General features: G+C 54.4%; 27 protein-coding genes and 1 pseudogene. 8 read left to right on the forward strand and 20 right to left on the reverse strand.

What is annotated here, in order from left to right; genetic code table 11:
* From G9463_RS13555 to G9463_RS13575, 5 genes are all read right to left on the reverse strand, one after another.
* A partial coding sequence (locus G9463_RS13555) for a recombinase family protein (RefSeq protein WP_165896975.1) occupies positions 1-123 on the reverse strand: 123 nt, incomplete at its 3' end.
* A 144-nt stretch (positions 124-267) separates the two neighbouring features.
* Positions 268-480, reverse strand: coding sequence for a hypothetical protein (locus G9463_RS13560; RefSeq protein WP_011222161.1), 213 nt, complete (start codon positions 478-480; stop codon positions 268-270).
* A gap of 349 nt (positions 481-829) precedes the next feature.
* Positions 830-1,588, reverse strand: coding sequence for a polymer-forming cytoskeletal protein (locus G9463_RS13565; protein WP_165896976.1), 759 nt, complete (start codon positions 1,586-1,588; stop codon positions 830-832).
* A gap of 295 nt (positions 1,589-1,883) precedes the next feature.
* Positions 1,884-3,002, reverse strand: a complete 1,119-nt coding sequence (locus tag G9463_RS13570) for a hypothetical protein (RefSeq protein ID WP_011222163.1) — start codon at positions 3,000-3,002, stop codon at positions 1,884-1,886.
* Between the two features lie 78 nt (positions 3,003-3,080).
* On the reverse strand, positions 3,081-3,620 hold the full coding sequence (locus tag G9463_RS13575; RefSeq protein WP_241432679.1) for a hypothetical protein: 540 nt from the start codon (positions 3,618-3,620) through the stop codon (positions 3,081-3,083).
* Between the two features lie 238 nt (positions 3,621-3,858).
* Here G9463_RS13575 and G9463_RS13580 point away from each other — a divergent pair, with 238 nt between their 5' ends.
* A complete protein-coding gene (locus tag G9463_RS13580) occupies positions 3,859-4,578 on the forward strand; it encodes a hypothetical protein (RefSeq protein WP_193569627.1) in 720 nt (239 codons plus the stop codon).
* Positions 4,579-4,675: 97 nt separating this feature from the next.
* Here G9463_RS13580 and G9463_RS13585 read toward each other — a convergent pair whose 3' ends face one another.
* From G9463_RS13585 to G9463_RS13620, 8 genes are all read right to left on the reverse strand, one after another.
* Positions 4,676-7,456: a replication protein H gene (locus tag G9463_RS13585; protein ID WP_370457917.1), complete on the reverse strand. Its 2,781-nt coding sequence runs from the start codon at positions 7,454-7,456 to the stop codon at positions 4,676-4,678.
* A gap of 381 nt (positions 7,457-7,837) precedes the next feature.
* A complete protein-coding gene (locus G9463_RS13590; protein ID WP_240150040.1) occupies positions 7,838-8,140 on the reverse strand; it encodes a hypothetical protein in 303 nt (100 codons plus the stop codon).
* Positions 8,133-8,387 carry a hypothetical protein gene (locus tag G9463_RS13595; protein ID WP_165896978.1) on the reverse strand — a complete coding sequence of 85 codons (255 nt, stop codon included), beginning with the start codon at positions 8,385-8,387 and terminating at the stop codon, positions 8,133-8,135. Before G9463_RS13595 ends, G9463_RS13590 begins: the two co-directional genes overlap by 8 nt.
* A complete protein-coding gene (locus G9463_RS13600) occupies positions 8,384-9,004 on the reverse strand; it encodes a hypothetical protein (RefSeq protein WP_165896979.1) in 621 nt (206 codons plus the stop codon). Before G9463_RS13600 ends, G9463_RS13595 begins: the two co-directional genes overlap by 4 nt.
* A complete protein-coding gene (locus G9463_RS13605) occupies positions 8,994-9,212 on the reverse strand; it encodes a hypothetical protein (RefSeq protein WP_165896980.1) in 219 nt (72 codons plus the stop codon). Before G9463_RS13605 ends, G9463_RS13600 begins: the two co-directional genes overlap by 11 nt.
* Positions 9,209-9,526 carry a hypothetical protein gene (locus tag G9463_RS13610; RefSeq protein ID WP_165896981.1) on the reverse strand — a complete coding sequence of 106 codons (318 nt, stop codon included), beginning with the start codon at positions 9,524-9,526 and terminating at the stop codon, positions 9,209-9,211. Before G9463_RS13610 ends, G9463_RS13605 begins: the two co-directional genes overlap by 4 nt.
* Positions 9,523-9,756 (reverse strand): hypothetical protein, encoded by a 234-nt coding sequence (locus tag G9463_RS13615; protein ID WP_165896982.1) that lies wholly within the window; start codon positions 9,754-9,756, stop codon positions 9,523-9,525. Before G9463_RS13615 ends, G9463_RS13610 begins: the two co-directional genes overlap by 4 nt.
* Complete coding sequence (locus G9463_RS13620) at positions 9,753-10,115, reverse strand: hypothetical protein (protein WP_240150041.1); 363 nt, start codon at positions 10,113-10,115, stop codon at positions 9,753-9,755. The genes G9463_RS13615 and G9463_RS13620 overlap by 4 nt, the downstream gene beginning before the upstream one ends.
* Before the next feature lie 180 nt (positions 10,116-10,295).
* Between G9463_RS13620 and G9463_RS13625 the strand changes: the two genes are divergently transcribed.
* From G9463_RS13625 to G9463_RS13635, 3 genes are all read left to right on the forward strand, one after another.
* Positions 10,296-10,547: a hypothetical protein gene (locus tag G9463_RS13625; protein WP_121304933.1), complete on the forward strand. Its 252-nt coding sequence runs from the start codon at positions 10,296-10,298 to the stop codon at positions 10,545-10,547.
* A gap of 159 nt (positions 10,548-10,706) precedes the next feature.
* Positions 10,707-11,036, forward strand: coding sequence for a hypothetical protein (locus G9463_RS13630; RefSeq protein WP_165896983.1), 330 nt, complete (start codon positions 10,707-10,709; stop codon positions 11,034-11,036).
* Positions 11,033-11,296, forward strand: coding sequence for a hypothetical protein (locus G9463_RS13635; RefSeq protein ID WP_165896984.1), 264 nt, complete (start codon positions 11,033-11,035; stop codon positions 11,294-11,296). Before G9463_RS13630 ends, G9463_RS13635 begins: the two co-directional genes overlap by 4 nt.
* Positions 11,297-12,434: 1,138 nt before the next feature.
* Here the strand turns inward: G9463_RS13635 and G9463_RS13640 are convergent.
* Together G9463_RS13640 and G9463_RS13645 are read right to left on the reverse strand one after the other, a co-directional pair.
* Entirely contained in the window at positions 12,435-13,121 is a 687-nt protein-coding gene (locus tag G9463_RS13640) for a hypothetical protein (RefSeq protein ID WP_165896985.1), read from the reverse strand.
* A 366-nt stretch (positions 13,122-13,487) separates the two neighbouring features.
* A complete protein-coding gene (locus tag G9463_RS13645) occupies positions 13,488-14,315 on the reverse strand; it encodes a hypothetical protein (RefSeq protein WP_165896986.1) in 828 nt (275 codons plus the stop codon).
* 122 nt (positions 14,316-14,437) lie between these two features.
* On the opposite strand from G9463_RS13645, the pseudogene G9463_RS13650 reads away from it, so the two are divergent.
* Positions 14,438-14,572, forward strand: a pseudogene (locus G9463_RS13650) (ISH3 family transposase); the annotation flags it as partial.
* A 300-nt stretch (positions 14,573-14,872) separates the two neighbouring features.
* Here the strand turns inward: G9463_RS13650 and G9463_RS13655 are convergent.
* The 3 genes from G9463_RS13655 to G9463_RS13665 all read right to left on the reverse strand — a co-directional run bounded on the left by G9463_RS13655 (position 14,873) and on the right by G9463_RS13665 (position 18,723).
* Entirely contained in the window at positions 14,873-17,437 is a 2,565-nt protein-coding gene (locus G9463_RS13655) for a TrlF family AAA-like ATPase (protein WP_165896987.1), read from the reverse strand.
* Positions 17,438-18,162: 725 nt separating this feature from the next.
* Positions 18,163-18,516, reverse strand: a complete 354-nt coding sequence (locus tag G9463_RS13660) for a winged-helix domain-containing protein (protein WP_165896988.1) — start codon at positions 18,514-18,516, stop codon at positions 18,163-18,165.
* A gap of 3 nt (positions 18,517-18,519) precedes the next feature.
* Positions 18,520-18,723 carry a hypothetical protein gene (locus G9463_RS13665; protein WP_165896989.1) on the reverse strand — a complete coding sequence of 68 codons (204 nt, stop codon included), beginning with the start codon at positions 18,721-18,723 and terminating at the stop codon, positions 18,520-18,522.
* Positions 18,724-19,034: 311 nt separating this feature from the next.
* Here G9463_RS13665 and G9463_RS13670 point away from each other — a divergent pair, with 311 nt between their 5' ends.
* Positions 19,035-19,295, forward strand: coding sequence for a hypothetical protein (locus G9463_RS13670; RefSeq protein WP_193569629.1), 261 nt, complete (start codon positions 19,035-19,037; stop codon positions 19,293-19,295).
* 95 nt (positions 19,296-19,390) lie between these two features.
* A complete protein-coding gene (locus G9463_RS13675; protein WP_165896990.1) occupies positions 19,391-20,647 on the forward strand; it encodes an RNA-guided endonuclease TnpB family protein in 1,257 nt (418 codons plus the stop codon).
* Between the two features lie 675 nt (positions 20,648-21,322).
* On the opposite strand, the gene G9463_RS13680 is transcribed toward G9463_RS13675, so the two are convergent.
* Entirely contained in the window at positions 21,323-21,808 is a 486-nt protein-coding gene (locus G9463_RS13680; protein ID WP_011222176.1) for a metal-dependent hydrolase, read from the reverse strand.
* 255 nt (positions 21,809-22,063) lie between these two features.
* Between G9463_RS13680 and G9463_RS13685 the strand changes: the two genes are divergently transcribed.
* Positions 22,064-24,502: a DEAD/DEAH box helicase gene (locus G9463_RS13685; RefSeq protein WP_193569630.1), complete on the forward strand. Its 2,439-nt coding sequence runs from the start codon at positions 22,064-22,066 to the stop codon at positions 24,500-24,502.
* Between the two features lie 28 nt (positions 24,503-24,530).
* On the opposite strand, the gene G9463_RS13690 is transcribed toward G9463_RS13685, so the two are convergent.
* Positions 24,531-24,920: a hypothetical protein gene (locus G9463_RS13690; protein ID WP_165896991.1), complete on the reverse strand. Its 390-nt coding sequence runs from the start codon at positions 24,918-24,920 to the stop codon at positions 24,531-24,533.
* Between the last annotated feature and the right edge of the window lie 469 nt (positions 24,921-25,389).

The following is a 25,389-nucleotide window of genomic DNA, read 5'->3' on the forward strand; positions in this document are numbered from 1 at the left end:
TGCATACTCGTGAATCTCTGGGCCATCGTATGTGTCTTGAGCGAATGCACGCAGTTCGTCAAGCTGTCGTTGTGGGTCTTGGTCTGTTGTTGAGACACGGGCATAGATCCCGATTTTAGACATACTTCTTGCGGCGGGGGCTGAGTATATGAACTACCCACCTTTTCGCGGAGCCGTAGAAAGCACTACCCTTCTGCTGCCGAAACCGATTCATTCCCAATTATCAGTTGATGTGACTGACTGACAAAAAGTGCTTCCAGCAGCATACTAGTCATTGAATTCTCTTTTCACATAGTGGAGCAGATTATCCGCTGCAAATGTGGGAATGAAATCCTGTAGTAGTGTATCCCGCTCCACGTTTCTACCCTCAGAGACATCCCCTTCAATCGTGTTGAGACGGATGGCTTCTTTCTCTATGACGGGAGAAATATCCACTTTCGGAGTTGCCTCTCTCGTCTCTCCTGTTTCTAAATCTTTCATCCAAAGCGTCCATCGCAAACCGTCGGTCCCGATACCGACTAAGTATCGTTGGTCGACGTCGCGTAGATACTTGCAAGAAGTATCCTCTTCAAGATACTCTCTGATATCATCGGTAGCCTTCTGCAGCGTGTCATATAATACGTCTCACGCTCTCTAACTGTCGTTTAGACAGCCCTGACCTCGCGCTTAACTCCGTGGTTTCGCCATTCACTAGTTCTATTCAACATAGAAGGTGTGAATTATATTTGTTGAGAACTATTGTATGACAGGCTCTCCAGAGCTACGTACTCCATCCTACGCCTGAGAGAAAGTTCCACCGGCGTCGACAGGCCCTGTTATTTGTGCCTTCTTACCGAGAGAAAGTTCCACCGGCGGTGACAGACCCTTTTATTTTTGCCTGCTTACCGAGAGAAACGTCTCCACTGGCGGTGACAGACCCTTTTATTTTTGCCTGCTTACCGAGAGAAACGTCTCCACTGGCGGTGACAGACCCTTTTATTTTTGCCTGCTTACCGAGAGAAACGTCTCCACCGGCGTTGACAGACCCTTTTATTTTTGCCCTCTTACCGAGTGAAACGTTTCCACCAGCCTCCACAGACTGCTTGACTTTCGCTTTTGAATTAAGAACCACGCAGCCGGCGGCATTAATATGGTTGTGAACTATTACGTTTGACAACAGCTCCACAGTCTTGCCTTCGTCAATGGTCTCTTCAGTATCTTCTTGAATTACCAGACGTGGGCCGGCACAAGGATTAGTTACCTCAACTGGTGTCGACCGTGACAGCGATACACTAAAATCTCCGGTCGCTGTGTCAACGGCCTCTAAAGTGAACTCAATCTGGTCGGGTTGTTTTGCTGGGTTCACATCGACAGTGAACTTGGCTTCTCTTTCGGAGGGAATCGGCTGCTGTTGGGTGTCGGTAGGAATCGTAACGCCGTCGATATCTTCGGTAAGACTAATATCAACACGCAACCGCTCTGTTGTGTTGTTCGTTACTGTGACGAGTGGGCTCCCAATAGTTGCCTCAACCGGCTTCTCGACATCAACTCCAACGAGCGCAGACGTATCATCAGCGGTGTCGATATTGGTCTCTCGTTTAGCAGCCACATTCGAGAAGGCCCCCGTAACATGGATACTCGCTCCGCTGAGGCCACCGCCCACAAGCGACAGGAGTAATCTTCGTCGACTCAGGAGGCTACTTGACTCGCCTCGACTCCGGTTTCGGTGTTTAGACATGGAAGTGCGCTAGTGTCCGGTACAGCAATAATTTCAATCCGGAGGAATATAACATCTCTTGTCTTCTGGAAGGTGTATAATAGTTTTCTGACATAAACAGTATTCAAGAGAATACTGGTTGAGTAGTTCAGGTCGAGCAATGCTCTGCTGCAGTAACGTAGCAGTGCTATCTAATGGTTGGTACATCGAGATCCGGGACCAGTCGATACCCAGTCACTGTACCGACGGCGGTAGAAACCGTGAGCGCCGTGACTAACTGCGAAACCGGGCCGAGACCAGCGCTTGAAGCCGCTGATACGGCAAGCACTGTGAACACGAGCGCGGTAAGGCCGATTATCGCTTCCCGGACGGCGACACGGCGGAATCGGCGACGGCGGTCGCTTGGGTGCGTCTGGAGCACCGGGAGGACACTATGATATCGCGTTTGCACAAGGTAGTTCGTCACTACAGCGAGCAAGCCAGCGACGGTCGTCCATAGTCCCCAGCCAATACCAAATATCGGATCAAACTTGAGCGAAAATCCGCTCGGTTCTGCCGACTGCTGGTCTCCGGGTGACGGCGACACAGGTTCGGCCCCACCGCCAGCCACGGCTTCCGCCTCGTCCTGGGTGTCAACAGGCGTTACGGCCGGTTCATCGGTCGATATATCGACCTCAGTACCACCGCCACCGCCCCCGCTGGCAGGCGTTTCAGTCGGGTCATCCGCCGGCGTCACAGTCCCGGGGCTGACACCGCCCCCGCCGCCCACACTGCCGCCACCGCCTCCACCACCGCCGCCTCCGCCAGTACTTGGCTCGGCATCTGGAATTTCCATTGTGTAGGTCACTGTCTCCGAAAGAGACGCCGGGCTGTCAGCCGTTGTTGTCACAGCAAACCCGAGCGTTGCTTGTTCGTCTGGATCGAGGGTAAGTGTATTATTCGCTTCATCGACCGACTCGCGTGCGCCTGTGTCTGTGCTTCTGTAGATATCCAGCCACACACTATCGTGTTCAATCCGTATCGTCGCTGGTTCGTCACTACCGGTAACGCCCCCAAAACCGACAACAAACACATTGTCGAATACGGCCTTTGTACCGGAAATGACATCAACAGAGAGACGAAGCTCGCCGTTGCTGTCGAAGGATGCATAGCGATCACCATTGGGCGTGTCAGCCGGAGCCAGTGCAACCCCAGTGTCTTCCGCTGGAGCGAGATCATCAACTGGTCCTGAAAGTGGGACTGCGGCCGTAGAAATGACTGTTCCGCAGACGATGAGCGCGAACCCAAGAGCAACGTACCATTTCATATTATAGCTGAGAGAGACGACTTACGCAGACAATGCCAATGCCGGTCTCCACCTGCTACTCATCAGGTGGACTGCCGACTATGAACTATTGTAGTCCTCTTGGCGTGCTGCGAAAACGATTGAGTCTATATCACCGATTTCTGCGCCAGTGTGGTTCTGGAGATCGACGACAATTGTAAGCGTAACAGAAGCACCCTCGGCTAAGTTAACAGCGTTGTTGCCGTCGCTACCGACGATTGAACTCCCGCTTTGGCCTGTTTTAATATCTAGTGCACTTCCGACAAGGTCTTTTCCCGATGTGTCTCCATCGTACTCGGTCTTACTGGAATCTACTGAAAGACCGACATTCTTGTTGCTGTCATTAGTGACTTTAAGTGCATTCTTGAATGTGGTCGTCGCCTTTTCATTGAGATCGGTCTGTTTGAGTTTGATTACGGACGTGTCTGCTCCGTCTGGAGAGTCCGTAACAATAATGCCGTTCTTATCTTCAGGGGTACCACCATCAGCATCACTCAGCTTATTCGCTTCAAAACTCAACAGCGCTGTTGAATCATCAGAGGTCTGTACATTAACTGACCGGGTCGCCTCGACCGAGGAGAACGCACCGGAGCCAAACACGCCACCAACAGTCGCACTGAGCGACCCAAGTCCGAGCAGGACATTTCGTCGAGTTACTCGCATTTGTTATGCGATACAATGCTAGCCCACCAGTTACTATTGGCGTGCTTGAGCGGGGTTAAGGGTGCCCATTAATTCTTCAAGCACGGCTTTATCCCGGCTCAAGCAACCCAATAGTAAGTCCCCGGACCCTGTTGTAAGTGGTACGGCACGCACATAACGTGCTGACTAACGAACTATGAATCGCAGAAACGTACTTACGGGACTTGGTGGATTGGCAATTAGTGGTGGTGCACTCTTTGGCACAGGCGCATTCACGAGTGTCAGTGCAACACGCTCAGTTGAAGTGAACGTCTTCGGCGACAGTGGCGGGACAACGGGTCTCGTTGACGATGCAAACAGCGGTGAGGAAGCGAATATCGCAGAGACAATCACTGGAGGTAGTGGTGAGGATGAAACTGGTGGCGCTGTTGATGTACTTATCAATACAGCGAACAAGTCCATCTCTGTCGCAGGACCGGACGGAGGGGGTGTCAGCGCAACTGATCTGTTCCCGTCTGCCGCTAGCATTTACGACGATGCTATCGGTACCGAGTACGTGAGCCTTGTTGCCAACGACGTGACAATCGTTTTCGGTGACGAGCAAGGGCTCCCACCGAGTAGCTCAGTTGGGTTCAGCAACCTGTTTGCGTTCGTGCCAAACACAAATGGTACTGAGTTCGACGTTCGCTTCGAGAGCGATGCGGCAGCTGATGCAAGCCTCCTCACAGAGATAGGAGGAACAGGTCTTAACAGTGATGATGACACGAGTAATGATCCAAGCTTCACCATTAGTGGTGTGTCCGAACCTAATGGTCAATCAGCCATAGAGTCGGGAAGTATCACAGAACAGCCTGCTAGCGTCGACACCACAACGTCAGATAACACTAGTCAGACGCTCGATATAACTATCGAATAACTGTCATCGTAAGGACAGTCTGTCAGTTTACGGCTCAATCAAAAGCATATGCAGTTCTTTGGTGAAAATAGGGACATCCAGAGCGTCAGATTCGCGTTTAGTTTGCAGAACTGACGAGCGAAGCCTGGGTCGTCGTTGGATCGGGATCAAGCCCCAGCACGACCGATTTGGGGGATTGGTAACGCACTGATTCGGTCCCAGTAGTCAGTTTTTCCAGCGTCATCCCCTGCAGGTGAGCGACCAGCGACAAGACCGGTCGACAACTGGGGTGCTGGTCCAGCCACTCGTCGAACCGATCACCGCGTCCTGTCACAGCCAGCGTCAGTTCACCGCCGTAGTCGATCTCCTGGTGCCCCAATTCGTAGAGAACTTCCGCGATAACAGCCATTTCGTCGGAGAACGCCGGCCCGTAGGCCGTTGTGTCCACCTCAGGGGTAGGGGTTGCAGTCCGTAAATCGCCTTCCTCACCGTCGAATGGCAAGCAAATCCGCCATTCCGTCGCTCGACCCAGTCCAAGATCCTCGCGTTGGATGACGCCAGCGGCCTCGAGGTCGGCAAAGTACGTCTCGTTGTTCCGAAGCGTCTGTGTCGAGACGTCCAGAAGGTCGGCAAGGTCACCCGTCGCCAGGGGTTCATCGACATCCAGCAGTATCGCGACAGCCTCGGAGATCGACCGGGGGCCGAGATCGGGCAGGAGTTCGTCGACATCCAGCGTCGACAGCGCATACCGGAGATCGTCGGTCGTGAGGGTCCGTGGCTGGTCCGCCTCCCCGCCGAGGTGGAAGACAGCCCGCGCCGCAGCGAACGTTCCGCTCGTCAGGGCGTGCAAGATTGAGACCGTCTCTCGGGTCGGTTTCAACGATTTGAGGCTCAGTTGCCGGGACAGCGCAGTGGCGACGGCATCACGACGATCGCCATCGACGATATCGAGATTCAGCATGAACGCTGAGAACCCATCGGCGCCGTCCTGCAGATCCAGATGATCGTCAAGATCCTCGAGGTGGGGTCGCATCGAGTCGACCGTTGGGCCAGCCAAGACCCAGCTGCCGGTCGTGTCACCGGTTGGGTCCGCTGCGTCGACATCAGGCGTCGCGAGCAGTTGAGACCGTTTCTCTTCACGGTCCTCGTAGAGCACTCGGTACGCAGAATAGAGCCCGTAGCGGCTGGACACCGCAGTCTGGGTTGCGATCATCTTCGCGAGATTGTCTCGGCGAGTTCCATCTTCAACCGCCCAGTCAGGGATCTTGAGGACGCGAGTAATATCGATGCCAAGCATATCATAGATCCGGGTGACGGTTCCTAGCAGGCCGTGGGCGTTGCGCATCACCGTCGAGAGGCTCTCGTTCTCGTCGTCGTCGCCGTTGCCCTGGGCGTCGGTCGTCATCCGGAGTAGCTCATCACGAGCGTCTCGAAGCCGGGACCGGAGGCCTTCGGCGGTAGCGTCTTCATTCCGGAGGTAGCCCAGACACCCCCCATCGCGGAGGAGATACGGGTCAGACACCGGGAGTCCGTCCAGTCCAGAGCGATCTGGCCCGCCAGCAAGCCGATTCTGCGTTAAGACCTGCTGAAACGCCGGTTCCGAGAGTAACGCCGCACAAAGACGGACCACTGTGTAGACCTGGTAGCCGGCTGCTTCGACTTCGACAACGATCTCATCGCGTTCCTCCAGAAATGAGTAGCTGACCCCACGGGAATCCCCGGTCGAGTCGACCGTGCGGGAGCAAAGCGCGATTTCACCGGGAGCAGCCGCCGAGACGGCCCCGTCGTGGATGTGCCCGTCAAGGAATGAGACGGTCGGCGCGGTGTTGGAGCCGCCGCGGGTGGCGGTCGCGGCCTCGCCGTCGGGCCGGTCCCCTTCCTCTCTCTCGGTGGTTGGGGTGTACACGGTACTGTGCTGAGATTTTGGGGGGTCAGTAACGCCGGGTGAATCGGCCCGCTGGCCGGAACCCGCTCCCTGCTGGCTCTCGTCAGTACGGCCCGAACCGCCAGCAGACGGGACGTACGGCGAGTCAATCGAGAAGTCTGGGTGTTCGTCCAGCAGTGCATAGCCAGCCGGCAGCAACCGCACAGTCCGATCTCCGGAGCCATGAGATTTCACCAAGTCGAGGTCGGCCATACGCTTCACCCACGCGCGCAGCGCCTCACGAGAGGCCCACTCCAAGAGCGTGTGATTCTGCAGCGCGTCGTAGGTCAGTTGCTCTCTGTCAGCGTCTGCAACGGCGTAGAGACGCTTCCAGTCCTCGTGGCGTGCGCCACGGTCGGCAAGCAACTCCCGGACGTGCTGGCGGCGCTGGGCAGTTCTGGTCGACACGGAGTCGGAGCCATATAGGCGCGACTCCAGGGAGTGAGTCACGCTGGCCGGCAGCACGTCGTCGAACTCGGTCAGCAGATGACGCTGGACGCGCGGCGTTGCGTTAGTCAGGATCACGTCGAGGCCAGCACTCAATTCGACAAGGAACTCGATCAGCGACGAGCGCTGGGTTCGAGAGAGGTCCCACAGCTCACGCACGTCAACGGCAAGCGTTGGCTGGACGTCGGCGGCTTCAAGAATCGCGATCGGCCCCTCCAGTACATCAGCAAGCGATGAATGAGTCCCGATAGATGTTGTGCCACCGAGCTGGCGAGACACTTCTAGCAGCCGGAACCACTGCAACTGTGAGTCGGCTGCTTGGGCGGCGAGTGCTGCGTAGTGGTGTTCAGCACCAACGCCAGGAATCTCATCAGCGAGCGCCGTGACACCGCACTCTTCGATCAGTGTCGCCCGCCACTCGTCGCGAGGCACATCCGCGAGCAGTTGGCGTAGCGCTGTCAAGAGTGCATCCGAGAGTTGCGTCTGGGGTTCCCAGAGGCTTCGATTGAGAGCCCGCGGGCTGGACACGGCATCTGGACCCAGCCTCAGACCTACTGTGGAGTCTATCGACCCCTCGGGGCGAACAGTGATACTCGTCATTTGCGTCGAGTACGACCTTCTAACGGCTCTCTGGCGACACGAATAGGCCCGAACTGCGCAGAGATGGCTCTCGCTGTTCGGGCACAACGCTTATTCTATCCCGGTCAGAAACAGTAGGTGAGAACAACTGAGCGTTCGTCACCTTCTCAGCCGAGGTCGGTGGGACGACCCCGGCATCCTGCCTCTTACCGATTAGCGGTGAGTGTCTTCTCTGTGCTTGATGTTGAATCGGTTTGGTCGGCTGTGTGTTAAGTACGTCGGCTATTGTAACGGGTTGCGTCAGACGTTCGTCTGACGATTTGCAGGCTCTCATTGTGCCACCTCTGCGCTGACCTGCATCCGCAGACGTTCAGTCGCACTCTCGCTGCGGGCGTGTTCGTCGAGGACGATCACGTCGATGACGTCACCGGACCGGGGCCACGCTGCCACGACAGCGACGAGATCGCCGTCGGCGACGGTCGACCTATCGATAGCTCCGTAGAGGTCACGAATGAGCGCCCACGGACTGTCGAGTGCAGCCTTCGCGTCAGCTTCGTCTTCCGGAACCCACTCCAGCACAGAGCCGTGCTGATTGCGACGAGCACGGACCCGCAAGCGGACTGGGTCAGACATCAGTCTGCCCCCGCGTTGCATCTCTGGCAGCCGCGGACCAGTTGTGACAGTCGAAGCACTGGGTTGCGTGTGGTTCGTCGCGAGATTCCGGTGCGCCATCGTACCACTCCCGGTCGACAGTCTCAGGGTCGAACGATTCCCCACACATCGTCAGACCGGAAACCCACTCGAAGCAGATCCCGGAGTGGCCGTTGTCGAGGTTGACAGCCCAGCCGGTCGGGCTAAGCGTCTGATTCGCCGCCGTCATGCCAGATCACGCTCCTCAAGCAACTCGTCACGGCGGCCGTACAGCACCTCACTGTGGCACTTTTCGCATGGGACGCCACTGTCCAGCCGGTCCCGTGCGGCCTGTGTGACTGCTTGTGGATCGTCCACTTCTGTGAATCCCGTCCACTGTTCGTTGGCAATCGGGAAGTAGTGGTCAGCACAGTAGAGGTGGAACTCTGCCTGGTCGTTCCACCAGATGTGTGTCGCCTGCGGGAGGTCATCGTCGTCCAGTTCGGCATCGATAGCCTCCATCAACCAGTCTTGAGCGTCGAAGAACCGCTCTACTGTGCCGGGCTCTGCTTTGGTAAGGTCGATACCCTCGAACGATTTGAGTTCGTCGAGGATCGACTCGATATCGGCTTCGGAGACGCGCCCGCCGTCGGACATGGCGATGGGCTTTGTTGCGACGGTCTCGCAGTCGGCTGTCTGAAGCAGGTGCGCCGTCGATGTCTTCACGTAGGTCCAGACGCCCTCGCAAGCCAGACACAGCACGTTGAACCGGTCTTGTTGCTGGAGTCCGCCGTCACAGTCGTCGCGAGGACAGTCTTCGTGGTCCCAGCACAGCTCCGTGCCGGTCGCTGGCTGCTCACTCTGCATCGTCGCCCTCCTGGTCGTCGCCTTCGTCGAGGACGATTCGTTCAAGCCGGGCCAGCCGTTGCTCGATATCGTCTTCGGAGACGCGCCCGCCGTCAGTTTTCAGCTCACGAACCGGGCCACCAACAGCGGCCACCGCGTCGGCGTCGGGCCAGCGCTCGTTGAGCGACCGGCCGTCTATATCGTCGTAGGTGCTGTGGTCGGTGCTCATGCCGACCCTCCGGAGGAGTCTTCGGGCAGCTCAAAGCCGTTCTCGCGGAGGACATCAGCTGGCGAGCGGCCCGACTCATCATGATTTCCGCGTGGGTCGGGCTCGTCGTTGGCTTTGGCTGCACAGACACTGCAGAGGCCATAGCGCTCGCGGTCGGTCTCATCGGCGACACGGAACACTTCGATGTCGTCGCTGCCGGCATCACACAGTGGCGCTGGGTCCTCACGGGTGGCCTCGGGGGCTGGATGGTGGACTTTACCGTCGTTCCACTGGGATTTGGGCATGACGTAGAACTCGTCGTCGGTGGGCGTCATCTGACACCTCCGTTGTGGCAGTGATGCGGGCAGACAGTGTTGTCGACCCGGAGGCCACGGGCGTGGCCGTACTCGGTGCCGTCGCTGACTGTGACCCGGCGTCGGCACTCGGTACACAGCGCTTCGTTGCGAGCGCGTGTGATCGAGACTGTGGAGGGCTCGGGTGGCTGGGCGACCAGATGCGGGTGGCCCTGCAGGTAGGCCGGGCGGTTTGCGCGGTGCGTGCTCATTGTGAGCCTCCGCTGACGGCGACCAGCACCTGTCTGGCTTCGCGCGTGCGTTTGGTCGTGATGTCTGTCTGTGCGAGCGCGAGTCGGACTGTGCAGGCGTCTAAGCGTGCCTGGCTGTGGCTGCGGTCGTAGCCCGGCCGGGATAGAACAGTCTGGCAGTCCTCGATGACAGCGGCGTCGGTGTCGGCTTCGGTGAGGAGTCGTTTCGCGGTTTGGAGGCGACGCTCCTGTCGGTCCTGTGCGGTATCGTTTTGTGGTCTGGTTGTCTCGGTCATAATGCCGTGCGCGACCGGGCCAGCGGAGTCATGGCTCCGATGGTCCATTTTCCACGAATCAATCTGGCCCGGTAAGCCGCGCATACCACCATGTTCCCTATCCCAACCACTTAGTGGTTTGCGTCTCCAAACACATACAACGAGTAGTAAGACAAAATGCGTATTAGCTATAACAAATCCAACAAACCCGGTATTAGTAAAACCCCCGTTGCACAACGTACGAGTGTGCCACAAGTATCGTCTGAGCTGGCCATACTCGCATTTATGGCTGAGAATGAGGCCCCGATGCAACCCTTGTCTATCTATGGAGGCCTGATCCACCAGCAAAATATCACGTTCAGCTACCGAACAGTGCAGAACAAAATGTCCGAACTGGTGGAGAAAAACCACGTCAAACGCGTAAAAATAGATACCGATGACGGAGTTATTCGTGAACTTGCTGACGGGTCTGGCGGACGGGCGTATTACCTCATTACAGATGCCGGCCGCGAACGTGTTCAATCTGAAGTCTTTTAGCAAACACCAATATTCGTCTGCTAGCGAAAATAATAAGTAGCTCTGAGTATATACAATAATACAGGAACAGACGCGCCGCTGGGCGATTTCGTGCCTTCGAGAACACGAGTTGCCCACCCTGCTAGAGACAGGGCAGGCGCGTCGGTTCCTGCAAAACCCATGAGTAAGTCTGCTTCGCCGACTAGTAAATCTGTCGGCACGACTGACGCACATCCACAGGAACATATTGCCCGTGAACTGCTCACCCAGGGCCGCCCGCTCTTCTTGGGCGTCGACGGCGAAGGCGCAGCCCACTACTGGGACAGCTACGAATTCGCTGTGGCCGTCGTCGCTCGCGACACCCGCGCCGAGAAAGTCCCACTTGCTGAGACGCCGTATGAAACACTCGCAGGCTGGTGCGAGTACACGCAGGACGAACGCGGCTGGGCTGTCGGCCCACACGTCGGCGGCAGTATTGTCGACGATCTCGCTCGGGGGCTGGACGGATGAGTAAGACCGTGCGCTGTACGGTCGAGAACCGCCAGCGGGTCCGGCGGGCCGCTCGGGCGTTGCGGGAGACCGCCCCGACCGCCGTGGTCGAAACGACGCCGCCAGTGCGCTCCGAGTACGACGCTTGGACGCTCGACGCCGTGCTGCGAGAGACTGAGGGTGTCCCGCCCGAGGTGCTTCGGGAGCTGGCGTTGGCTGGACTGACGTTGCAGCCGACGCCCGCCCAGAACCAGCACCAGCATCTCGTGGCGACGGCCTGAGCGCGACAGCGATACCTCTATCTTTTTGACGACTTGCGTAGCTATTTGGCATGGGTTGCGATGGTTTCCGAGACGACTCCTGACAGCTCGCGACCCCGCGCCGGGGCCTGGTGAGGCAGGTCCCACGACGGCGCGAGTTTGTATCTGTGGCTGACGGGCGAGTTGTATGTAAACCCCCCTTGTACTTCCGGGAGGTGGCGAGTAGTACGAGAATAAGCGTCTTTGACTGGTCTTGCCCTTGAAGATCGAGATGGGTCCGCTATGTCGTTCGGGCGCTTGAGTGGCTGTCAGGGCGATACTCTGGCGGCGAGTGATAGGGGGTAATAAAGGTGGCTTGTACTTCCGGGGGTGGTAGCTCGCTAACCAACATTCGGTGGCGGCAGTGGTCCAGTGTTGGTTAGTCGAGAGAGTGTCGTAGAGTAGTTCACAGGGCAGTTGATTGCAGAACTATCGCCGGTGAATTGGCTGGTCAGTAGGCGTGCGAATTTAGCACGTCACCCACTGGCTATTTACTCTTCTAACCCAACCTTCCGAACACGATGTATCCCGCCTTACAAATTGGTCTGGAGGGGTCGGGAAGTCCCACCGATTTCCTTCTAGCGGTGGTGATTTTGTTCGGTGCATTCGTCGTTGTCTTCCTGATTGGCAGGCTATTTGATAGCGTTTTTTGACGCTGCGAATATTGGCATTTCGCAAACAGCTAGCTGGTCGCTGTCTCCCCTGTACTGACCGGATTACCACAAGCGATCGCCTCGGTGTTCGCAGTTTCTCGACGCCATGCTTTGGGAGACCGACGGCGTCCCGCCCGAAGTGCTACGGGAGATGGCACTGGCTGGGCTGACGCTCCAGCCGATACCCTCGCAGGCTGGGCACCAACATCTCGTCGCGACGGCCTGAACCGGGCAGCGATACCTCTATCTTTCTGATGACTTGCGTACCTGTTTTGTATGTGTTGCGGTGGTTCCGAAATCCAAATTCCATCTCTACGCACAAGTGCTCGTACCGCTCCATCGCTCGAATACGAACATAAAATTGTATTCTGGGGGCTTACGCTCGTCGCTGATGTCTCCAACGTTGACAAGGCTGACAAACAGTAACTCACGTTGCCTTTTGTATATTCAATGGAGCCAGCAGAACCTTATCTCCCACTCATCGAACGGAGAACGTGATCTATGATTTGTGACCCTCCGGCGTAATCGACAAATCTGAGTACTTCGTTAGCGGTAGTGATTCCTACATACTTGTCGGGGAACATGAACAGCATAATAATCGCATCCGCTGTTGGGTAAAAGAAGATATTCTCACCACTCTCGGGGTCTGTTGCTTCATCAAACGAAACCGGATCAAGAACCCTCCGATAGAGACTGCCGAGGGCTGCTGGCTTTTCGTTCAGTTCATTCACAAGCTTTTCTCGCTCATTGTTGTCAACCTGTAAGCCAGCACCCGTACTTCGGGCCACGCCTTTGTCTTTTAGATAGCTCTCCATTTCATCTATGTCCGCTTGCCCGACAATACTGAGGTTCAGACGGTCCTCTGGCACTGGTGTTGCAATGGACCTAATGTACCCGTAGATTTCAGCTACGAATTCTTCAGGTGGAACAGCCTTCTTTCCACTTGTCTTATCATTGTCATTCTCGCGTGTAACATGGTAGAGGATAGAGTTCTCGTCAAATGCGAGAGTGAAATGGCGACTGTTCCAGTCATTTGTGGCTGAGAAACCGTTTGTAGTCGGGTTTATTCCGAACGTGTCGCCGTCGAAGCGGATGGTGACATTGTCGTTGGTAGTATCGACGTAGATATCAGACCCTGGATCGAAGTTGAACATGGTCACTGGCCATAGTACCAGATATAGATCGCTTGAGACGATACTTATTCTTATTTGTTAGAGGGGGGTGGAACGACTGCTCGGTCAGGTGCATTTCTATCGACCGCGGGGGAATGTGGACATAAACGCATAGGCGCAGATGAGCAGTGTAATAATGAATAGAGGAAATCCTAATCCATCCTCGTCAGCGGTGATGAATCCGGCTGTGAGGGGCGGTACTGCCATGACGACGAGTGCTATGTGGATTGAACGGAAGTGTGTACGTAGCAGGGCTTGCTTATCAAGTATATATTTGACATATAGGGGCTTAATATTACCTCTCCGAAATTGATATGTTATAACAAATCCTTCTTGATCTCATTTCGATCAATTATATCCAGTCCACTCAATCATAGTATCCGCGGCGTCAGGACTATACCACATTGTGTCTTCGGGTTCATCATAATCAACCACTCCAGCGGATTTGAAATCAGACACGATAGTTGCTATATCCCTATCAGGGACACCCGTTAGACCTGAAAGTTGGTCCCTATTTGCTGACCCTATTTTCTCAAGTTCTTTTTTAACTGCATCCACTTTTCGGGCGTTACTTTGTAGAGACGAGATTGTATCGGGGATTTCATCCACCGCATCAGTCAAATCCTCCAATTCTTTCCGAATCTCTCTCTGCTCATTTTTTATAACGAACTCAGAACCACCCCTAGACCTTACCGTACTCAATACATCTATCTCATTTCTATCGCTGATTTCGTTACCAAGGTCATCTTCACACGACCAATCGAAATAAACGGTGCCGTCTGATCCCTCTAACTCAGACTTGACTTCTTGATGAGTGCTGATATCGTTCCACCCCTCTGTGAACGGGAGTGAAAATTTGTGCTTTTGCCCGGGAGAGATTAATGGAATCGACCATTCAACTTTGGCGTCCAGATGCTCAAATCCCCATGTTGCGTTAACATCATGTGCGGCACCTTTCCCAGTATTCTCAATATAAAGGCGATTGTGAAGTCCGAATTCCGGTTTCACTGTCGCCGTCAACACTGGCTGAAACTCTGCTTCACGTGTTGCTCGCATCTCCGCAGTGTGATTCTTCGTTTCCTGCCAGTACAAGTACGTGACCGCCACTAATACGCCTGAGAAAATGACAGAAGCGAGACTGACTCCCAGTTGAGCTTGAGCCATGGAAACTTCCATGGCTTTCTTCCAGAAGTCCTATAGATGTAACAGTTGTCCTGCCTCAGATACAACAGACTCAGCCGATCACATCGAGTTGGAGTAAGCATCTGCTTGGAGAGGGTGTGCAACCTGGCGGCGCCCGTCATGGGAGGCGCCGCCTCTGGCAGTGGTCGTTCACAGAGTTCTGTGAAATGATGCTCCGCGCAACCTGAACAGCACCCGGCGTTCGAAGGTATGTTCCACCGAGCCAACTTGACGACCGCGTCTACCGGTAGATGCCCTCCATTTGTGCACCGGTGATGAGTGGTAACACCGTCATGTCGGCGGCGGATTGCCACCGACAGCGACTTGACCGCCACCGGAACCGACTGCTTCGACCAATCTGAAGAGTATCCAGTCATTGCAGACGCTCATTCAGTGACCACTAGAGACGATTTGAGTCTCTCAATGTGATCGACTGAACTTCGTCTGATCCGACCGCTATTCGTTTGTAGACTCCCTGTATCCCGAAAACGTGATAGTTGTATTTTTAGGGGATAAAAAAGAGCGGCTGTAGGGAGTGGACCCTGGCAGCCTCAGAGCTGTAAAGCGCCGTACTTCTGTGTTCGTAGTCTAAACGCTTTATTCCCTCCCTCAAGAATGTCCTTAGCGCGCTTTCGAACATCAGGGTCATCAATTGACCCACGTTCATGTATGAATCCCTGTCGCCCGTCGGAGTGCATTACATTGATCTTCTCAGCATCGCCCAAAATTGGCATATTCGCGTTATGAGTTGCCGAGATTATTTGTCTAGTCTCTTTTATTTTCTTTGTCATTTTAACCACTTCCTCGTAGATATATTCATTGTCCAGCATATCTTCTGGCTGGTCAATTACGAGCGGCTTCTCACGTTCGAGCATGGCGATCGACAGCAACGCGGTACACTTTTGACCATCAGACATCTTCTCAAGTGGCTTCCATACCCCTTCATGTTTAAGTTCAATAATCGGCTTATCATGTAATTCCTGTATCTGAACCTCATGTAGTTGATTCTGTAACTGATCGAATCCAAGAATATTTTCTGCAGCGGTATTAGTTATTTTAACTGAATTGACGAGCCGGTGCTGTTGTTCTTTCCGAAGAATGTCAAATAGAACCTCCGGGTCAAAGTGTTCAGTCACCTTCCGCTTATCGTTAGTTCTAACATTAGAACCCTTCAATACATTATCAAACCAATCTGTATATGCGGAACGATTACTATTCGGTTCTAATCGTACTCGGATGTTGTCCAGTGAATCCGAGATTTCGTTAACACCGTTTCGACGCTCCTGAGTTATCTCTTGACGAACTTCTCGTAGCTCACCAAGCAATCTGCGTCTTTTTCGTTCGAGCTTCTCTATAGAATCGAGTACATTCTGTTTGGCTTGTTCCTTCTCAGTAAGGTTTTTTGCCTTTTCCTTTAGCTCGAAGTACTGCTCTATATCTACCCCTGTCTCTTCTTGAATTTCATCTGCTATCTCAGTATAATTCTCTTCCCACGCTGTGTAACGACTATCCCATTCCGACTTATTGGCACTCAATTCTGCCTCAGATTGATTAATTATTTCATGTATTTGCCGTATGTGCTGAATGATACTACTTTTAGCATCAATTATTGCTTTTTCAGACTTGGACAATAGTCTGTTATTGGGTGTTGTGTCAACATCTAACGTCGGAATATCGGGGAAGTCACTCTGTTCAGGTACTATCTCACGAATTTCCCCGAGAGTATCGTCTAGCTGCCCAACGTGTGCTTGTTCTCTATCCCAGTTTTCTTCATCGCTCAGTACATCCTCAACCCCACTCTCTGCCATCAAATCCAGATCCTCTTTGATGGCCTCGTATTCGCGGATTTGACTTTCTAAACGGCCGAGCTTGTCCTGCTCAGTCTGGAGAGACTGAGCATTAGCTCTTAGACTATCCTTAATTTCCTCCCTCCGGTCTTTCTTCTCATCAAATTGTAGATACGAGTCGATCAAGTCAAGTTGGTCTGATGTCCTGCGTGCCAGTTCCAGTAGCTCCCCCTGACTGTGGACCTCAAGATCGAGATACTGTGATTTGAACGTATCAATGCCGACCTCGGCTTTGCTGCCGTCGGGCCGGAAAACCTCTGGCTCTTCATTGAATTGGCGTTTTATACAATATTTGTCACCGCTATCTGTCATAACGTGGACCTCAACTTCACCGTCGCTCCCAAGCGTCTCTTCAACTAATTCGAGATAATCCTCCTCAATCCGGTCCGGTTCCGGGGGTATGTCGAATGTATATCTGATTTGTTCGATGACTGTTGATTTACCAGTCCCCTTACCTCCAATTAGACAATTAAGATTAGGGCTGGCTTGTATAGCCCTGTTGTCTAAGAAACTGCCATTGAATTTTACACCGGTTATGTGCCCATGGTCGTATTCTGGTTTGGAAAAGCATATTCGCGACTCTGGGTCCGAAAACGCAGTTTGAAGTCCTTCAAATGAAGGTTGAGTCATTTTGAGATATGTATATCCCCTACCCAGCTCATCCGGATGGTGCGAATCGGATGACCTCACCGCTGGGAATTCAGGATACTCTCCCCTCGACGAGGGACAGACGACTTCGATAGCTGCGATCCGTTCTGTGTCAAATATTTTATCTCGAATATTCCCAGACTCGGTTTCTGTATGTGCTCCCGAATTATCATCAATATGTGCCAAAACAGCGAGTCCACCTCGAGCTCTAATCTCATCAGAAATACCAGGGATTCCAATAGATGATTGGGTAGCACTTGGCTTGGTAGGATCAATTCCTATACTTGGTAGCATCTTCTGAATCTCGTCAGCATTTTCTGGAGGGAATATAGCGAGGAGGTGGATTTGATTATCTCCACCTTGAAGTGTTGTTATCTCAACACCAGGTAAGATTTCTAGGGGTTCATCCCTTTGTTTTGCTTCAGATTGGAGACGCTCATACCACCCACCTTCGTTGTGATCGGCTGCGACTACCAGTTCAAGCCCTTCGTCGATGAAAGCATCAACTAGTTCTTCTTTGGTCAAATCCTTGTCCTTGTAATCGTATGACCCTGGGGTATGAACGTGTAAATCGGCTTTTCGATATTGTGCACCAGGATTTCCGCGAGACACCGGATCCATGACTTAGCTGTCAACCGGAATAATGTAAAGTTAGCGTTAAAAGTATGAAATTCAGCTGTTAGATTTTATTACCAGTGGTTCCGGATTTCGGGCGAATTCGCTGCACGCCGATCACACCCGGTACCCAGTGCTATGAGGGGGGTACGAGGGCTGCATGAAAACCGGGTGTCAGGCCCCGCGGAAATCACTGATTGCGAACTTCCCCACGCCGCCGCTAGCACCTGTCACGCGCCAGTGCCCACGCGTACACACTCCCGAGCGTCGGCCCACCATGCCAGAACCCGTTCGGTCGCTGCGACGGGTGCCGCCAGCCACCGATTCCATGCTATGACTTCGTAGCCCTACTCGACGAGCGCCCGCCCGCATGATGTCGGTGATCGTCCGAGGCCCAGCCACCCATGTCCAGTGCCCACTGGGCTGAATGAAAGACTATCCGAGGCCAGTAAGCATCAGCGGCGCGAAAACCGCCGGATTCCTTTCGGCACTATTCTATGATTCCTGAAGAGCTGGCGAAGTTGCGATCCGAAGTCGCTTGCTAGATGCTGACTTGTTCACCTTCAGAAGTAAACCGTGAGACAAACAACCCTGATAGACTTGGTCGGCTCACCTCATTGAGTGACGAACGTGGTCGTCCTCCCGCTTATCGCGTCTGAAGCGATATACTTCCATGGACGACGAACAATTCTGTAGTTCCCTCTGCGACACCAGCCGGAACCCCTCAGAATTCAGTCCTTCAGGTCGTCGGTAAGTTCGTCGAGCGACACCGTTTCGCCACGTTCGAATTCGCCCTCGGCTGCTTCGGCGTCGGCCAGCACCTCGTCGGAGAGCCGTGGCGCGACAAGCGCGGTCCACTTGATTGTGGAGTCCCCGGCACCTTCGCTTGCGACCAGTTCGTCGCTCTCCATCGCCCGCAAGCGACACCGAATAACCTCGTTGCCGACCTCGATGTCGAAATGCTTGGCCAGCGCGTCGGCGATCTCGGCGACGGTCAGCATCGGATCTTCTACGGTGGCCTCGTAGTCAAACGCTTTCAGCACGTCTTGTTCGGTCAGTTCCGCTGTAGCGCCTGTCGACATCATGAGCTACTTTTCTCTAGCAGCGGTCACTTCGGCTTCGATATGCACGCGCTCGTAGGGCACGAGCGGCGCTTTCGCTCGCCCTTTGCCCTCGCGGAAGTGGACGATGCCGGCGTCTTCGAGAACACCTATGTCGTTGCTCGCATGGGGAGCACGAGGGTCGGCGAACTGGTTCGTAGAAACAGTCTCATACGGTGGTCTCGACGACACGCTCAAACCGAGTGTATCTATATCGCTTATAGATGGGTCAGCGAAGGATTTTCGATGCCATTCGTGAGGGTGACCCGAAACGGTGGCCGACTGGGGCAGTATACGACCTCGGTAAACATCCGGGATGGAGCACCATTGAGGGGAATGAGGCCCGGCTATCACACAGATCCCGTACCCCACATAGTACCGGCCACCCGCCCCGATCAGCGTGCAACAAACTGGCTTAAAATCCGGAATCACTGGTAATAGGCGACATACGAGCGTATGGAACACTGAATGTCGATCAGGAAGGAAATGTCTCAGACCCGCATATGGACGCAGAGTGGGACAGCTACCAAAGCGATGAATTCCACTGTCGGGATTGCGGCGAGGAGTTCCCGAACGAGGAAGCCGCCAAAGAACACTTGAGAAAGGCACAGAAAGATGTCTGCTTCTGGCTGATGGGGCTTCCAGAGGCAAAGTGGAGAGATGCACCGCTGCCGGATTTCAACGACGAATCAGCGGTTTCGAGGCGGAGCCCCCGGCCTCAAGGAGCGAGGGCTTCCGACTGGTCGGAAGCACGACGCGAGTAGGCCGGGGAGGAAGCCGACACAAAGTGACACAAACCACAAGACAGTAGCCGACCGACTCCCAAACGTTCAAATACCGACGAAACTACATCTGAAACATGGAGGTCAGACGAACTGCGCCGGTCAAAATCGTTGTTCCTGACGAGTATCGCGACGACCTCCACGAAACCACCGACCAATTCCTGTACTGTGCGAACGAGGCCAGTGACTACTGCTGGGACAACACCGACTACGAAGACTGCGTCACCTCGAACGTCAAAGCCAGAGATGCGCTGTACGACCGTCTCCGCGAGGAAACCGATCTGACAGCAAATCTCGTCCAAGAAGCTATCCGGCGTGCCGTCCATGCTGTCGATAGTGGTGTTGACCGCTGGAAGAAAGGCAAACGGACGAACAAGCCAGAGTTCACCTCTTGGAGTATGGTCTACGACAAGCGCAGTGCGACATTCTACCGCAACAAAATCTCACTCTCGACGGTGAACGGACGCATCGAATGCGATTTTGAACTCCCAGCAGACAGTCTAACACCATACGAAGAGTACGTTCTTTCCGAAGACTACGAGTTTCGGACGAGTACACTCCAGTACGACCAAGCCACCAGCGAGTTCTACTTCCACGTCAAAACACGGAAGATAGACACTGACGGCGAGCCTGTCGAAGCTGAGGGTTCGGACGATACCGGGCACCAGACAGTCCTCGGAATCGACCTCGGCGTGAACAGCCTTGCTGTCGCGTCAACAGGCACGTTCTGGAGCGGTGACGAGTATGACCACTGGATACAGGAGTTTGAGAAACGCCGTGCAGAGATGCAACAGCGTGGGACACAAGCTGCTCACAACGCCTTGTTGCGGCTTGGAAAGCGAGAGCGAGCATGGCGCAAACAGTACATCCACACGGTCGCCAACGATATCGTTGCCGAAGCGGTTGATACCGACTGCGACGTGATCGTGTTCGAGGACTTGACCGATATCCGTGAGCGACTGCCTCACGCTGACTGGCATCACGTCTGGGCGTTCCGTCGTCTTATCGAGTACGTTGAGTACAAAGCCCCAGAACACGGCGTGGCGGTTGAGCAGGTCGAGCCAGATCACACCAGTCAGCGGTGTTCACACACTGACTGTGGCTTCACTCACGAGGATAACCGCGACGGCGAGCAGTTCCAGTGCCTCAAATGCGGGTACGAGATCAACGCTGACTACAACGGCTCGAAAAACGTCGGTCTGCGGTATATGCGGAAGCGACAACACAGACTGCGTTCCTCGCCCACGTCGGGGAGCGCAGACGCACCAGTAGACGTGCGTATAAATGGTGGGACGTTGAACGGCGACGGCTATCGGCCAACCGCCGACAGTTGATCGCTGGGAGTCCACATCAAAGCCCCTCCCTCAAGGACCGAGGCGCTTTGCGCCGAGGGAGTAGGGAGGGGTAGTTTACAAGAAGTCTCAATCGGTGGTCAAACCGTCTCTGTCCGTATGGGGTCGGCCTGCTCACTCGCACTGGCAGAAAGTGGCTACGAAGGTCTGATCGAACAGTCGATAAAGGTGGGACCAATCCCAGCAAACTTCCAGTTTGACGACTGGGACAAGTTGACTGATGAGGCGAGTCCGCTGACTTATCACGGAGGTAGCCCCCGGCTTTCGAGGCGGCTACTCGCCAAAGCGGTCAAGCACCTCGCGGCCGGGGCAGGTGCAACATACAGTCCAAAGCGGTTCACGCTCTACAGAAATGGCGACCCAGAAGCGCCGATGGTTCTCGTTGGGAACGGCAGTGCAATTCTTATCGCCCCCCGAGTTCGAGATTGATCGCGAAAGAGCGGCAATATCCATGAAGAGCGTTCGCAGGTATATGTGCAGCAAGCAGTCCAAATCTGGCAAGCGATCACGGGGAAAGAAACTGCCTGCACGCTGACCGAGTCGGTCTGACTCTTCAGCGTAGGTTAGAGTGAGCTTCTAACAAGCAGTCATGTTTCTTACAGCAGCGACTGGAGGCTGCCGGCTAACAGAGCTCAAACGCCTGTACGATAAAATAGTTCACAGGCCGGCGGCTGTCCCGCCGGTCCAGATACCAAGCGTTGCGCTGGCAATTCCCAGCCCCAGCAGCGCGTAGTTCGCGAGTGGGTTCTTCGCTCTAACGATGTCGAGCGAGTACCGCGTGTCGTCAACGGGGCTCCACGGCCGGACACCAGCCGGCGTCAGTGCGTCGGCAGCGATATGCGACATGATAGTCCCTGTCCCGACAGCAAATCCGGTTACAGTCCCTATCAGCGAGGGCGCGATTGTCACAACTGTTCCGGCCCCAGCGAGCAGGAACCCGACGACCAGCGCAAACCAGACCGTGTGGGTCAGGCCACGGTGTGTTACACCCGGTAGGCGTTGATCGAGATCTGGGACCATCGCGAAGCCGACCGCTGTAATCCCGGCGACAAAGGCGAGCCTGACGAACCCGATGCTGATGAGGACCGCGCTGATTGGCGTAACGAACAGCAGCGCTGCGCCATAGTGGCCGTTCCGATACATATGGACTATACCGGATGAGACGAGTCACAGGGTACTAAAAATGAGCTGTGTCCCAGAAACCAGGCATAGTTTCAGACGGGCCCTTTGGCGGTTGAAGCTGTCATATCTGACGTTTACTCCGGAAACAGTGGTGTGCAAAAACGTACTCGATGACTTCGCTCGATATATCCATAAAACACGACCGTTGAACTGTGAGTAATAGTACAAAAAATATCTAGCCAAAGTTTCAAATCAATTCATGGCATACAGCCGATAATGAGCCAGCACAACGCCCGAGAGACACTTTCTTGGCTCAAAGACCGAGGTCACTACAGTGGTCAGATTGTACACGAACGGACTGTCAACGGGCAAGAGGCGCAAACAGATTCGCTTTCGATACTGCCGTCAGTCAAGATTGCACTGTCTCAGTTTGGAATCGAAGACCTCTACGAGCACCAGATTAGTTCAATTGAGGCGACCCGAGCGGGTGAGAACACGGTCGTTGCTACTCCAACAGCATCAGGGAAATCGCTGACATATGCTGTTCCCGCATTAGAGCGGGCGGTTGACCACAGTGGAAAAGCGCTTTATATCGCACCGATGAGGGCGCTCATAAACGATCAGGCGGGGACGCTTCAAGCCATGGCGGATGCCCTTGGGTTCGGTGAACAAGTTGACGTCGGCGTGAAGACAGGCCAGTCATCGAAGGCTGAAACGCGGAGTATCAAGCAGCGGCAACCAGATGTCCTCTTGGCGACAATCGATCAACTCCATCTCTCATTTCTCCCGTACGCACACTTAACCGATCACTGGCGATGGCTGTTCCAACAATTAGAGACTGTGATCATCGACGAAGTGCATACATATAGGGGATACTTTGGCAGCCACGCGGCGCTGATCTTCCGTCGGCTAAATCGATTGTTAGACCATTACGGGAAGGACCCTCAGTATATTTGCTGTTCAGCTACGATCGGAAATCCCGTCGACCACGCCGCCGCCGTCACAGGGCGACCTACGGACTCATTTACGCTCGTCGACAACGATACGAGTGCCTCCGGTGATAAGCAGTGGGTGTTCTGGAATCCACCACAGAAAGACCGTGAAGACGACTCTACTGCTGATGTAGATGAAGAGACAGCGTCCACTCAACAGGGGGCAGGTCAAGCCGGAGAAACAACGGCAACACAAGATGATAGCGATGTCGGCGGTGAACGACTCTCTCAGCACGTCGAGTCAGTCCGGATTTTTGCAGATCTTGTGACGCGGGGGTATCAGACACTCGTTTTCACCGCTGCTCGACAGGGGACAGAGCAATACGTCGACTGGGCCGACAGTAAACTCCGGTCGCGTGGTGAACACGACATTGCTGACTCCGTTCACGCATACCACGCTGCACTCGAGTCAGAGCGACGGCGAGAGTTAGAAGCCGGGCTAAAAAGCGGCGACATCCGAGGGCTATGGTCCACGCGAGCACTTGAGTTAGGAATCGATATCGGATCGCTTGACGCAGTGATTCTTGATGGATATCCAGGGACCGGTATGAGCACATTCCAGCGTGCCGGACGTGCTGGCCGCGGCGACGATTCCTGTCTTGTCATCATGGTCGGGAGCGACAATCCGCTCGATCAATATCTGCTCAAAGAACCAGAACAACTCTTTGAGGGCGGAGCAGAGCAGGCAGCAGTAAATCCCAGCAACCGGTCAGCGCTTCCAGAGCATCTTGTGTGCGCCGCAGACGACCACTACCTGTCCCCCGATGATGAGCAATACTTCGGTGGGGCACTTCCAGAAATGGTGGACCAGTTGACAGCTGAAGGGAGACTTAAACGAACAAACGAAGAGCAGGTGCGGTGGGAAGCAGCGAACAACGATATTCAGATCCAGACGGATATTCGAAATATCGACGAAGAAGAAATCAAGCTCGTCGACAGAAATCGGGGAGAAATACTCGGCAGTCTTGAACGAGATGCCGCCCTTCGAGATGCTCATCCGAATGCTATCTATATGTACGACAAACAGTCGTACAAGGTTGTCGAGTTGGATCTAGAAGAGCGAACAGCATATCTCGAAAGCGTTGAAACGAGCGAGTATACACGCGCACTCCGCGAAAAGGAGGTAACAGTTAACGACACGCTTGATACTCGGACACTGGAATTCGATGGTGAAGATATGAAGGCAACGCTAGGCTCGCTCACTGTTCGCAATCAAATCACTGGGTATCTGCGCTACTCCAGCCCACGAGACGAATCGCCATCCGAGCACGAGTTCGAGACACCGCTTCCCCCGTCAGAGATAACCACGACAGGGCTGTTCTTTGAAGTCCCACAGAAGATCGAACGGAGGATGCTCAGACGGGTGGACAGTCCAGAGCAGTACCTCAGCGGTCTTCATGCCATTGAACACGCACTCATATCGCTGTATCCGAGCGAGGTCCTGTGTGACCGCGGAGACATTGGCGGGCTATCGACGGTCTCTCACCCGCAGACCGTCGGCGGGACTGTGTTCGTCCACGACGGCTATCCGGGCGGGGCCGGGTACTGTCGCGCTGCATTTGAACAGCTTGACTCGCTGTTGAGCCAGACAGCAGACCTCCTCGCTTCATGTAGTTGTTCGGACGGCTGCCCGTCTTGTATCCATAGTCCTCACTGTGGGAACGGGAATCGGAGCCTCAGCAAAGACCACGCTAACAAAGTTCTAAGAGATTTGATTGACTAGCCGGGACAGCCCCGAAATCGTATAACAGCTAAGAAGTCCGTTTTTCTTTTGCCCACTCAAGTGCCGGTTCAAGCTCGTTGAAGCCCTTCGTGACGACATCTTCAGCCTCGTTTTTCTGGCTGATTGAAAGGCGTGCAATCCCGTCGGCAACGTAGGCAGTAAAGTCAACACCCGACTCGGCGGCTACGGCTGTCCACTCCTTTTCGACGTGTTCTAGCACCTCAGAATCCATGTTCTCGACGCCGCCGACAGTGACAACAACGCTTCGCATCTCCGGGTCACTAGCTGTCTCGACGTAGTGCTGCTCGGCCGCTTTCATGTCCCCTACTTCGATAGCTGCGGGGAAGTCCTCGATCTTCCAGATTCCAATGCCATCATTCTGTTCGTAGTCAACATATTCGGATACCGAAGTTGCCATCACAAAGTCGTACTCGCGACATCCTACAAGAACCCACTCCAGCCATTTTCAAAATTAGTACTCAACAGTTCTTATCAGTGGGAATTTCTCGGTAATTGGTATTTTGAACTCGTGCAAGAATAGCCGGCATACTGGGTTTCCCCCGAGTGTCTCGGCGAGTCAAATATCTATGACTGACATCGATCACTCACGCGCTGCAGAGACGAAAGCAATGACGTGCCCCTGTGGGGAAGCCGCACCATGTGCAGGCTCAAGGCCAAGTAATGGCGCAGGGACTGAGAACGCCAACACTGGGCCGACCCTCCCTGACGCAACTAGTGAAAAGCGGGAGAAGTTCGGGGACATCAAAGCTCAGGTCCCAGAGACGGATGCCCCTGATGAAATACTCCAACGAGCGAACAGTTGGGAATGGGACAATGCGTTCGCACTCTGTAGTGGGGGAAAGGACTCTACTGCGGCACTTCACTAT

This window comes from Haloarcula sp. JP-Z28 (assembly GCF_011440255.1).
In the GTDB taxonomy this organism is placed as follows: domain Archaea; phylum Halobacteriota; class Halobacteria; order Halobacteriales; family Haloarculaceae; genus Haloarcula; species Haloarcula marismortui.

Excerpts from the sequence above, each read along its gene's own strand:
- G9463_RS13635 (WP_165896984.1), top strand. The coding sequence starts at position 11,033 with ATGAGTAAGACCGTGCGCTGTACGGTCGAGAACCGCCAGCGGGTCCGG.
- G9463_RS13645 (WP_165896986.1), bottom strand. The coding sequence starts at position 14,315 with ATGGAAGTTTCCATGGCTCAAGCTCAACTGGGAGTCAGTCTCGCTTCT.
- G9463_RS13605 (WP_165896980.1), bottom strand. The coding sequence starts at position 9,212 with ATGAGCACCGACCACAGCACCTACGACGATATAGACGGCCGGTCGCTC.
- G9463_RS13660 (WP_165896988.1), bottom strand. The coding sequence starts at position 18,516 with ATGATGTCGACAGGCGCTACAGCGGAACTGACCGAACAAGACGTGCTG.
- G9463_RS13625 (WP_121304933.1), top strand. The coding sequence starts at position 10,296 with ATGGCTGAGAATGAGGCCCCGATGCAACCCTTGTCTATCTATGGAGGC.
- G9463_RS13580 (WP_193569627.1), top strand. The coding sequence starts at position 3,859 with ATGAATCGCAGAAACGTACTTACGGGACTTGGTGGATTGGCAATTAGT.
- G9463_RS13675 (WP_165896990.1), top strand. The coding sequence starts at position 19,391 with ATGGAGGTCAGACGAACTGCGCCGGTCAAAATCGTTGTTCCTGACGAG.
- G9463_RS13570 (WP_011222163.1), bottom strand. The coding sequence starts at position 3,002 with ATGAAATGGTACGTTGCTCTTGGGTTCGCGCTCATCGTCTGCGGAACA.
- G9463_RS13670 (WP_193569629.1), top strand. The coding sequence starts at position 19,035 with ATGGACGCAGAGTGGGACAGCTACCAAAGCGATGAATTCCACTGTCGG.
- G9463_RS13655 (WP_165896987.1), bottom strand. The coding sequence starts at position 17,437 with ATGGATCCGGTGTCTCGCGGAAATCCTGGTGCACAATATCGAAAAGCC.
- G9463_RS13615 (WP_165896982.1), bottom strand. The coding sequence starts at position 9,756 with ATGAGCACGCACCGCGCAAACCGCCCGGCCTACCTGCAGGGCCACCCG.
- G9463_RS13630 (WP_165896983.1), top strand. The coding sequence starts at position 10,707 with ATGAGTAAGTCTGCTTCGCCGACTAGTAAATCTGTCGGCACGACTGAC.
- G9463_RS13590 (WP_240150040.1), bottom strand. The coding sequence starts at position 8,140 with ATGTCTGACCCAGTCCGCTTGCGGGTCCGTGCTCGTCGCAATCAGCAC.
- G9463_RS13560 (WP_011222161.1), bottom strand. The coding sequence starts at position 480 with ATGAAAGATTTAGAAACAGGAGAGACGAGAGAGGCAACTCCGAAAGTG.
- G9463_RS13680 (WP_011222176.1), bottom strand. The coding sequence starts at position 21,808 with ATGTATCGGAACGGCCACTATGGCGCAGCGCTGCTGTTCGTTACGCCA.
- G9463_RS13640 (WP_165896985.1), bottom strand. The coding sequence starts at position 13,121 with ATGTTCAACTTCGATCCAGGGTCTGATATCTACGTCGATACTACCAAC.
- G9463_RS13595 (WP_165896978.1), bottom strand. The coding sequence starts at position 8,387 with ATGACGGCGGCGAATCAGACGCTTAGCCCGACCGGCTGGGCTGTCAAC.
- G9463_RS13600 (WP_165896979.1), bottom strand. The coding sequence starts at position 9,004 with ATGCAGAGTGAGCAGCCAGCGACCGGCACGGAGCTGTGCTGGGACCAC.
- G9463_RS13610 (WP_165896981.1), bottom strand. The coding sequence starts at position 9,526 with ATGACGCCCACCGACGACGAGTTCTACGTCATGCCCAAATCCCAGTGG.
- G9463_RS13685 (WP_193569630.1), top strand. The coding sequence starts at position 22,064 with ATGAGCCAGCACAACGCCCGAGAGACACTTTCTTGGCTCAAAGACCGA.
- G9463_RS13620 (WP_240150041.1), bottom strand. The coding sequence starts at position 10,115 with ATGCGCGGCTTACCGGGCCAGATTGATTCGTGGAAAATGGACCATCGG.
- G9463_RS13690 (WP_165896991.1), bottom strand. The coding sequence starts at position 24,920 with ATGGCAACTTCGGTATCCGAATATGTTGACTACGAACAGAATGATGGC.